Annotated in this window: 6 protein-coding genes; all 6 read right to left on the reverse strand. The window is 37.4% G+C overall.

Annotated features, from left to right (window positions below):
* Window positions 1-86: 86 nt before the first annotated feature.
* The gene (locus GXM16_RS09235) at window positions 87-1,490 is read right to left on the reverse strand and encodes a glycoside hydrolase family 140 protein (RefSeq protein WP_163394078.1); all 1,404 of its coding nucleotides are present in this window, start codon (window positions 1,488-1,490) and stop codon (window positions 87-89) included.
* Between the two features lie 129 nt (window positions 1,491-1,619).
* On the reverse strand, window positions 1,620-4,772 hold the full coding sequence (locus GXM16_RS09240) for a DUF6298 domain-containing protein (protein ID WP_163394079.1): 3,153 nt from the start codon (window positions 4,770-4,772) through the stop codon (window positions 1,620-1,622).
* Window positions 4,773-4,858: 86 nt separating this feature from the next.
* Complete coding sequence (locus GXM16_RS09245; protein WP_163394080.1) at window positions 4,859-6,559, reverse strand: polysaccharide lyase; 1,701 nt, start codon at window positions 6,557-6,559, stop codon at window positions 4,859-4,861.
* Window positions 6,560-6,659: 100 nt separating this feature from the next.
* Window positions 6,660-7,328, reverse strand: a complete 669-nt coding sequence (locus GXM16_RS09250) for a DUF3826 domain-containing protein (RefSeq protein ID WP_229684266.1) — start codon at window positions 7,326-7,328, stop codon at window positions 6,660-6,662.
* 132 nt (window positions 7,329-7,460) lie between these two features.
* Window positions 7,461-9,170 (reverse strand): pectate lyase family protein, encoded by a 1,710-nt coding sequence (locus GXM16_RS09255; RefSeq protein ID WP_163394081.1) that lies wholly within the window; start codon window positions 9,168-9,170, stop codon window positions 7,461-7,463.
* 147 nt (window positions 9,171-9,317) lie between these two features.
* Entirely contained in the window at window positions 9,318-11,306 is a 1,989-nt protein-coding gene (locus tag GXM16_RS09260; RefSeq protein WP_163394082.1) for a RagB/SusD family nutrient uptake outer membrane protein, read from the reverse strand.
* Window positions 11,307-11,324 lie beyond the last annotated feature (18 nt).

The following is an 11,324-nucleotide window of genomic DNA, read 5'->3' on the forward strand; positions in this document are numbered from 1 at the left end:
TCTGTTAAATTTATTTTATCCTTTTTGATCAGCTTAAATCTGTAAAATCTGCGTGAAAATTAATTTACAGGTTTTCGCCAATCTTTTTATTTTGAACTTAAAATTAAAACCCAGTCATTTCCGTCTTGTTTTTTGCCGGAAGGCTGGAATTCTTTAGTTCCTTTGTTTTCAAATATTCCGATTTTTGTTTTTTTACCATTTCTTGGATTGTACCAGGTTGCGGTTACTTTATCTCCTGAAATTTTACCCATATTCACAGTAATTTTTCTTCCGGTATAGGTATAAATTAAAGCATAATCATTTCCTCTTGTCGCCACCTGATAATCGTATTTCTCACCTTGATTGGCAACTAATGACTGATCCGGAACTCTCTCTAAATACGGGAATTCTAATATCAGATTTTTGATGTGTACCATTTGTCCCGCTCCCGGTGCATTGATTGCGGTATTCCATAATTCTTTATTTCCGTAGGCAGGATTATCGCCTTTTCTGAACATTTGCATCACAGCATTGTGACCATAAGTGTACCCTGCTCCTCCAGCAAAAACCGACCAGTATCCGTAACGACGTACATCATTTGCTGTCCATTTTGGCTGTAAAGTATCGTGCAGACCGTGTGGAATTCCTTCGTAAGATGGCTCTCCGTCTAATGTTGGTTTGGTTGGTTTTAAGTCCCAGTCTCTATGAACAAATTTATAATTGTCTTCTTTGAAAGCGGTTTTCGACGAATCCTGATCGTATCTTCTGTGTCCGGACTGGAACATATTGAAATCCAGCCAGCTTGCGTTATGAAAATTCTCTGAAGAATCGGTTCTTCCGAAAGGGTGAAAAGTCACTAATTGATCCGGATTATTGGTTTTTAAAATACTTCCCAGCGCGTTCCAGATATCCTGAAATTTATCCCCGTAGGTATCACCACCGTTCAGCCAGATTACATTGGTTCTCTTTTTATATCGATCAGCTAAAAATTTTGCATATTTTTCAACATCCGCTTTTGTTACTTTACTTTTAGCACTGCTGATATTAGTTCCCCAAACCGGCACCATCGCAAGGTAGATTCCGTTTTTTTGTGCTACATCAAGAGTGTAATCGATGTGATCCCAGTAATCGTATTCGGGAGCATCATTTGGATCGTTGCCCGGTGACGTAATTTGCTGGGACAGATTATCATTCATTAGCGCCTGATCGCCATACGCATTTACAGCATTCACATTATGCAACACCATTACCTGAACAACATTGAATCCTTTTGCTTTTCGATCCTGAAGATATTTTTCAACACCTTTTCTGTCCAGTTTCCCGAATGTCAGCCAGCCTGTATCGCCTAACCAAAAGAAAGGTTTTCCGTCTTCGGTAACAAAATAATGCTTGTTTTCGGAAACTTTGAGTTTTGGTAATGCTTTTGATTTTGCAGATTGCGAAAATCCACTTTGTGCTGTCAACATAAAGCTTATACAAAGAGCGTATAGGTATTTATTTTTCAGGTTCATTTTATTTTTATTTTGAATTGTGTATTTATTATTCTCTCGCAGATTGGACAGATAAGACAGTTTTAATTCTTAATTCTTAATTCTTAATTCTTAATTCTTAATTCTTAATTCTTAAATATAAATCTGTAGCTAACTTTTCTTCACTACGAATAGCACTTTTTCCTTGATTTCAGGTTGCGGAATTACAACTTGTTTCCCTCCGCTGATATTTGCTTTTTTTGTGATATTTCCATTGGAAGCATTGATTACATATACTTCAAATGTTCCTTTTTGATTGGATAAATCGATTGAAACATCCTGATTGTTTTTCAGATAAAAAAGATAAGCGTTGCCTTTATTTTCCAATGTCCAAAGGTTATCTGAAAAAGTACTTCCTGTTACAAATTTCATACCAGTTAAAGCGGAATGGAAGGAATAAAGTTCAATTTTTGGAACATTTGGTAAAGAGCCTCCCGCCATTAAAACAGCCCAGCCAAATCTTGGTGCCCCCATTGTGGAATACAACACTGCTTTTTCTGGATATTTTTCACGGTATTCACGAACGGCTCTGTACACCTGATCATCGGTTTCTTTACCTGTTTTCATTTTACGTGCATGCTGGCGCGGTGCTAAATTCACGCCGCCTTCCGGAGCATATGCCGTTCCATCTTCTCTGTAATACCAGTATTTGATATCGATAACATCTACCGTTTTAGCTCTTGAAGCGTCATTCAAAATAGCATCCTGAACATCTTTGGTTGCGCTTAAAGCAATTTTTGATTCGTTCGAATTTGACTTTTCATAATTGGCTATCACATCAATCCAGAATTGCATGAAGCTCAAAGGACCCGTATATTCGGCACTTGTCATTTGCAGAACGTTGGCATTATCTTTGAAATTTTCTAAATTTTTCCAGATAAAGGCTTCGTGCAATTTACGGATGTCTGCATTTTTCACATCATAAAATTGCTCTGCTAAGAAAATCCTTTTGTCTCCGGCATAAGGCGGAGGTTCAGGCAATCCTGTTGTATTGACATTATTCGCCGGACGCCACGGTGAACTGGACCAGTGCGCACCTGCTTCTAAAATATTATGCTGAAAATAGGCTTCGTTGATTAAAATCTTATTTTTTTGAGCTCCTAATTCGGCGAAGTTTTTCAATCGGTTCCAATACCAGGCATTGTATCTCGTTAAATCGTATTTGCTCAAATGATCCCAGGCAATTCCCTGACCGCTTCTGTCGAAAGGCTGTTCGTAAAACGGCGCCCACACATCAGGATCCATTCTCCGGATGCGTTCGTGATCGGCCATTCGCTGTTCGTACCACAATCCATAATTGTGATCAATGGCTACTTTATTATTTTCGACTAAATAGTTAACTGTTTCTTCTAAATTATCCGTGTAACCAACACCATAATGTCCCGGAACAAATCTTGTAATATGTGGTCTTGACTTTGCAATTTCTGATTCACGCAGACTGCCTCTCCACCATGGTACATCAACTGTTTCTCCTGTAAGTGCACCTTTTGAAGTCGCTAATATTCCATTGGTAAGAATGATTTTATCGGTAGCAATATTCGAAACGACTTCCGATTTTGCTTCGCTAATACGTTTTGCTTTAGCGTAATCAGTCGAAATTGGATTTCTGGCTGATGCTTTAGTGATAAATCCTTTTAAAGTTTCGTTTAATTTATAAGCTTCGGCTGTTAAAGCTTTGGCTTGTTCCAATGTCGGGCTTGAAGAAGGTTCGGTTCCCAAATCCATTATTTGAGCATCCATTGGTGATTTACCCAAACGCTGTTCTAGCAAAGCATAAAACAAACTTCTCGGACTGATGTGATTGTTCACGTCTTTCCAGTGTCCGTTTCCTGCCCATTGTGCCCAGACTCCAAATGCCCAGTTGTTGGCTGTTGGCGGACTGTAATTTTCTATTTTGGATGCAGAAGTTTCCCAGATTACACTATTAGCAACATTCCATCCTAAACCTCTTGCATCCTGTTCCTTGTTTTTGAAACTGATGGCATTTCCGTCAATTAGTGAAACGTCAAAAAGGATTCCGGTTGCCCAGCTTCCAACAGATCCGCTGAAACTGTGTGGCTGATGCGATTCACATTGCAAGAAAACATTCGGTCCTGCAGTAGCATAACCTCCAACCACAAAATCATTATATCCAAATTCCGAATAACATCTTTGAAACAAGGTTTGCTGTCCTTCGGTATAAAACGTATTTCTTCTGTGTGCTGCAATTTCTGAAATTGGGTTTAAAGCTAAACAATCTTCAACAGTAATTCTTTTAGCTGTTTTCAAAATAGAAACCGCACCTCCTGCAAACTGTTCAAAATTGACTTGTTTTACCCAGATATCCTCCGCATTTGCTATAGAAATTCCGTACCATCTGTGCTGTTCGTCTTTTGGATTTGTTGTATCATAATCTGATTTTAGCGTCAGATTTTCGACACCTGAATTATTGATTCTGCCTGACCAGATATAATTTGCTACAGTTGATTTTGATAATTCTTCATCTAAAGCATTCGTTAAAGGCGCATCAATCGTGATTTTATTTCCCTGAACTGCTATAACCTCCCTGTCAGCACGAATAACGAAATCATCCGCTTTCCATCCAATCCATCCGCTTTCTCCTCCAAAATCATTCATTGACAAAAGATCAATCCATTTTTTAGAGATCGGCGTGTTTATTATGATATGATTTCCTTTTTTAAGATTTGATGCATTTTTTACATTTAAAACTGTTGCTCCTAATGGTGTAAAATTATCGGCTAGTTCAAATCTATCTTTTAAAATTTGATTGTTGATTCCGCTAATATTGATGATGGCTTTTCGGTTGATGGAAGTTCCTAAAAGAATTGTTCCGTTAGTATCAGAACCGCTTCCTCTTAGCAAAATTCCGCTTTCCTTAATATTGATTTCTCCAGAAACCTTGAAGATTCCCTTATCTAAAAGTACAGTTCCTTTAAAACCAGTTGCATCGGCTTTCAATTTGGCTACATAATCAATAGCAGACTGAATTGTTTGTGTCGCATCGCCGTCAATATGCGGAACAAAAGCTTTGATGGCAACATTCGGTATAGCCGTCGAAGAACCTTTATATCCTGCAAATGAAAAATCAGGAATCTGGTTTCCTTTTGCATCAGCGGTACATTCGAGTTTTCCTTCTTTGGATTTTGTAATATCGGGAAATATGTTTTGAGCTGTGCTGATATTAGCACTAAAGAAAATAACAAAACAGGATAAAACGAGTAAATCCTGTTTTGTTATGATATTTTTTAACTGGATAAAATTCACTTTAAATTTTATTTATAGGTTATTCATTTTAATTAGACCTGACAGCTTTTTTAGTTCTGTCAGGCCTTTTCAACTAACTTAAAAAACTACTGTAATAATATTTTTGATAATGTATCCTTGTTATTTTCTTCTTTTGTCCAATCTGTTTTTCCTTTTGGATCTATACCGTTAAAATACTTTTCAATATTGGTGTAACCATCACCATTTGAATCTTTGCTTGCATCAGATGCATCGTTAGGATTCAAACCAAATTTCTTCTCCCAGGCATCCGGAATTCCGTCATTATCAGAATCCTTATAAGCTTTTCCTTTGTATTCAGGATAACCGCCAACCTGGTCAGGATGCGTGATAATTCCTTTTTTATATGAATCTGCAGGTAGCCTTCTTTTGATGTATTCTTTACCAATTGTATTTTCCAGACCGTCTTTTACCTCAATTTTTCCGGTACGAACCTGTTTAACAATTCTTTCATCGACTGCATCACGTTTTGGCAAAGTTGCTCCTGCATTTTCCAATACAAACTCATACGCTTTATCCGCTTTCATAATAGAAATTGGCGGCGTTGCAAAAGGTTTATTTTGTTTTATTTGTGCCAAAAAGTCTTTGGTTACTTCAGGCGACAAATCTTCTAATTGCACTCCTCCGTTCCAGTTATCGGCTGTCACTTCAGGTGAACCCACAATAAAGTTCCCATCAACAAATGCTTTTCCGAATCTTTTTGGACTAATATAACCTGATTCAGGTTTGATAATTCGGTAACGAATCGGCTGATCTGTCGGCGTGATTGGTCCCGGTTTGAAATAATTATTGATAATGTTGTATTGCGAACGATAATCACCACCATCAAGAGTACGGTTCCACCAGTTAAAAACCACATTATTCACAAAGTTAAAACTTCCATACATTCCAACTGAGGCATTTCTCGAAATATTATCGGCCCATAAATTACGGATAAACATACTGTTTAAACCACCGATAGTACTTCCGAAAGCATGGTTGTAAGTATCCAGGCCTTCTGATGAAATGGTATTCTGAATGGTCACATTAACAGCCGGCAGTTTTTCTAATTTTGATTTTTCATTCGCCTGAAACTGGTGGCGGTATAACGAAATATTTTCATCTAATCCCCAGCTCATCGAGCAATGATCAATAATTACGTTTCCGATTACGTTTCCTCCCAAAGCATCGTCACGACGGGTCACTTCGGTTTCTCCACGACGAAAACGCATGTAGCGGATGATAATATCGTGAGTATCTAATAAAACAGATTCTCCCGCAACGCAAATTCCGTCGCCCGGTGCGGTTTGTCCCGCGATTGTAATATAAGGCGCACGAACGGTAATTGGTTTTTTAAGACGAATGATTCCGGAAACATTAAACACTACGGTACGAGCTCCAACGGCTTCTAGTGCTTCACGAAAGGTCCCTTTTCCGGTGTCTTCCAGACTTGTAACGACAAATATTTTTCCGCCACGTCCTCCTGGTGTCTGGGCTCCGCCTCCCATTGCACCTGGGAAAGCCGGGATATCAGCATGAACTAAATCGGTAGGCAATGCCGCCCACGGCACATAAGGTCTTCCTAGTAATTCTTCGGCTTTGATGATATGTTCATTGGCTTTCCAAATCTGATCCAAACGCTCACTTTCTGCTTTCATCACGGCATCAGTTTTTTCCTGAACCGGTTTTGGAATATCCGGATACTGTGCATAAGCTGATGAGAAAAGAGAACAAAAGGAGGCTGCAATAATTGTCCTTCTAAGGGTGGTCTTTTGAAAATTGTTTTTCATGAGTATTATATGAAATTATTAGTTAGAATAGTTTGACAGTGTAATCAACAAAAGGTTTAACTTAAAAATGTTAAAATTACACTTATCAACAAAAGAGGTGCTATTCCTTCTTTTTATTCTTTTCTTTTTCAGCAATACGCTTGTTCCAGCCTTCTCTTTCTTTAGTTAAATCATAACCTTCTTTAGACAAATAATTATTGATTCTCCCTTTGTATTTACCAAACCAGGCATGCTTTTCTTTGGATGAACCACCATCCATTGCGTGTTCTCTTGCTTCAACTAAAGCGTCATAAATATACTTTTTCTGAACTTCTGTCAAAGTAGGTATCATATCATTATAAGCCGTTACCGTAATTGGAAGAACGCCATACGTCATTCCGTCTTTTACTTCGGTGATTTTGGCTTCGTTTAATTGAGTACCTAATTTTTTAATATAGGCTTTGTGCAGTTTAGCAATTGACTTGTCAGCATTAGCTTTCAGTTTGTCAATTTTCCCGTTTTGCTTTTCTTTGGCTAAAGTACTGTCGTCTTTTACTTTTTTGATTTCAGCATCTCTTTCGTCATGGATTTTGCTTAAATCACGAAACTGCTGTGCAATGATATTGGTTACAGTCGTTTTTTTTTGTTTGTCATTCAAAGCTAATTTCTCTACAATTTTAGCTGCTCTTTCATTGGTAACCTTCACATATTCCGGGTCTGCATATTGTTGCGCACTTAGCTTACAAGCAAAAAGCAAAAACAATACTCCTAATTTCTTAATTGATATCATTTTAAAAGATTTTTAAATTATTCTGTTATGTACTGAAAACAGAATAATTATTGATTTAATTAAATCTGTCAAATCTGCACAATCTGTTTGAAATTACTCTCGCAGATTATGCAGATCAGGCAAATTCTTTTTTTATTTTAAGTCTAACAAAGGTCTTACCAAAGTTTCTTTATTATTCGCTAAATCTGTCCAGTCTACTTTGATAGCCGGGTTTACACCGTTGATGTAGTCTTCGATATTAGAATATCCATCACCGTTTAAATCTTTTTTGGCATCAGATGGATCTTTTGGATCTAAACCATATTTTTTCTCCCATGCATCAGGCATACCGTCTTTGTCTGTATCTACATAAGGTTTTCCTTTATATTCCGGATATCCGCCAACTTGTGAAATATCAGTTATGATTCCTTGCTTATAAGAATCCTTCGGCAAACGTCTGTGTTCAAATTGGTAGAAATCTTTTTTCTCCAGTCCTTTTGCGTATTCCGGAACTCCGGTTTTCACTGTTCTTACGATTCTTTCGTCAACTTTATCCCTGATCGGTAAAGTTGCACCTACATTTTTAAGAACGAATTCATAAGCTTCATCTGCTTTCATGAAAGGACGGAACCATGGCATTGGGAATGGTTTGTCGCTTTTCATTTTATCGAAATACGTTTTAGCTTCATCATAGCCCATTAATTCGCCTTTTTTGTTTTCGATCTGAATACCACCGTCCCAGTTGTCTTTGGTTACTTTTTCGTTATTGTTAACGATATTTCCGTTTACGTAAGCCCTTCCAAAAACCATATAAGGCAATTTGCTTCTTCCTGATTCCGGTTTTAAGATTCTGTAGCTGATTGGCTCTGCTAAATTGGTAACAGGTCCCGGCTTGTAAAAGTTATTGATGATATTGTAGTTCGCTGTATAATCACCACCATCTGTTGATCTGTTATACCAGTTGAAAACAACGTTATTTACAAAATTAAAAATTCCGTTCCAACCAATAGATGGGTTTCTTCCTGCATTGTTTGCCCACATGTTTCTCATGAAAGAGCAGTTTTCACCGCCTAAAGTACTTCCGAAAGCGTGGTTATAAGTATCCAAAGCCTCTCCGAACAAACTGTTTTGGATGGTAATGTTTACTGTACCCACTTTTATATCCGGATAGCCAGCACCAGGGCTGTACATATGTCTGTACATTGACATGTTTTCATCTAATCCCCAGGTTGCAGAAACGTGGTCGATGATAATGTTTCCAACAGGATTTCCTCCAATTGAATCATCACGACGGCCTACAAAAGTTTCTCCTCTACGGAAACGCATGTGTCTGATTACAACATCATGCGTATCAATCCAAACTGATTCACCCGCTACACAGATACCATCTCCGGGAGCTGTTTGCCCCGCAATGGTGATATAAGGTGCACGAATGATTAACGGACTTTTAAGTTTAATAATTCCTGACACATTAAATACAATGATTCTGGCACCACCCTGTTCGCAGGCATCGCGTAAAGTTCCAGGTCCGCGGTCTTCTAAGCTTGTTACAACATACACATTTCCGCCACGTCCTCCAAAAGTGTACATACCTCCTCCTTCAGCTCCTGGAAAAGCAGGTATAGACGCCTGTGGTAAATCTGTTGGCCTTGATGCCCATGGAATAAAAGGCTTTCCGTGTTTCGCTTCTTCTTCAATTACAACTAATGCTTTTTCCCAGGCCTCATCTGAAAGTCTGTTGGCTTCCTTGATAATTGCGTCTTGTTGCGCCTTAATCTCAGGGCTTATTTTTGGATATTGGGCAAAACATTTAATGCTTCCCAAAAGCAAAAGTGGTAATACAAATAATGCTGAATTTTTCATGTTAATTTTAATTTGGTAATTCGGTTTAAACAAATCACCTGTATCTTTTTGAGGGAATACAGGTGAAAAGTCTAATTTAATGTTAACGTTTTATTATGATATTAAGAAAAATGCCTGAAAAAAATCCAGGCATCTTTAGTTTAAAAATTATTCTTGGTAGATGAAAGTTCCACCTGAAGCTGAAGCACCATTCCAACCAAGGGTTTGTATTAACCATGGGTTTAAAGCTAAAACATCTTGCTTAAGCCCCATTATATAATAATTTGGTTTAAAATCGATTTTAGCTGGTTTTGCACTAACAACATCCAATGCCTCCGCATCTGGCAACTTTTCAAAAACTAAATTATTTGTATAAAATGCCTCTAAAGCAGCTATTTGAGTCTGAAAATCTGATGCATCAGGATTTACAGAGATTCCGGCACGTGCACTTAATAAAGGATCAGCACTAGAAGCGGTTTTAGTTTTATATTGTAAAAAATTTCCTGTACGTTGTGTTCCGTTTATAGTCGGAATACCAAGTTTTACATTTGTATTATCCTGATTTATTGAACTATCATCGCTGTATAACATCCAACGCTGAACGTCCCAATAACGTTTTCCTTCATATGCTAACTCTACACGGCGTTCGTATAGACACGCCTCAATTGCGGCATATTTATCTGTTAAAGTTCCTATACCGTAGTTATTAGCAGATGGTATCCCAACACGTTTTCTAATTTGTGTTAAATAAGCCAGCGTATTTGGTATATCCCCTTTTGCGGCATAACACTCTGCAATATTCAACAATAACTCCGCATAACGGTATTCAAAAATATCAGTTCCCGAATATTGAAAAGAAGAAGCATTATTAGCAGTAGGATTTGACATTTTTCGAACAAAAGCAGGGCTTTTTTCATTATTATTAGCATCGCTAAAATAAGCTTTATTACTATTATCTACCCAGCGGTAAGCCCACACTGTTGGTTGAACAGTAGTTGTCGAACTCGGAGTTGTATAAGGCCAGTAACTTCCGGAAAAAGCAAAAGTTCTGTAAAAACGAGGGTCACGATTTTTAAAGAATAAAAAATCATTATAATTATTAGCAGCCGTAGGTCTTGAGCCATTTGCCATTGGAAACAAATCAATCATTTCTTTTGGTGCTTCCATACCTCCTTTACCACCCTGACTAATGAAACGCAGACTTCCTTCCCATCCACTATTTACAGCAGCCCCAGTATTTGCACTAGATAATAGCTGAACCACAATAGCTTCTTTACAAAATGAATTATCAACTAAAAACATTTCCTGCCATTGTTTTGCCGTATTACCAAATAAACCAAAACCATCAGCAGTTAATTGAGTTTCAGCGGCCAATCCTGCTGCTAAAGCTGCGTCCCAACGTTCTGTAGAGCCATCCCAGTTTTTATTAAACAGAGGGCTCGCATATGTCAATAAAACTCTTGACTTTTGAGCTAAAGCGGCTCCTCTGGTAAATCGACCATAATTTCCTGCATCCCATTTATCTGGTAACAAAGTAGATGCCATGTCTAAATCAGCAAGTATTTGAGCAACAACTTCAGATACCTTAGCACGTGGGAGTTTAATAGTTACATCATCAATATCAGAATCCTGTGTATTTGTAACTATAGGCACTCCTCCATATACTCTCATCAAATCAAAATACTGAATCGCACGCAAATAATAAACCTGTCCTTTAAATTTTTTTCTAAAAGCCTCATCTAAATTTGCTCCAATAACATCAATTTTTTCTAAGAAAGCATTACACTCACGTATTCTGGAATAAGGATTATTGATCATTTTATCCTCAATTCTTGTACCATAATATGCATCTCCATCAGATGCATTTACATAAGTCAATGTAGGATTAATCAAATTTTGCATCCCACCAACTTCTTCAGTTAATCTTGTACGGGTATCATTATACAATCCTACTACAGATTTTAAAGGTGAATTATATGCCTGAAAATAATCATAATACATGTTATTTACATACCATTCAACTTTATCAGCACTTTCGTAAAAAGAATCTTCATCATTCCCGTATTGTTTTTTTTCTTCTAAGAAATTATCACTACATGAAACACTCACAACTACTAATGTTGCCAATGCAATAATTAAGTTTATTTTATTTTTCATAATTAACACTAATTAAAA

The sequence above is a fragment of the Flavobacterium limi genome, from assembly GCF_010645075.1.
Lineage (GTDB): Bacteria > Bacteroidota > Bacteroidia > Flavobacteriales > Flavobacteriaceae > Flavobacterium > Flavobacterium limi.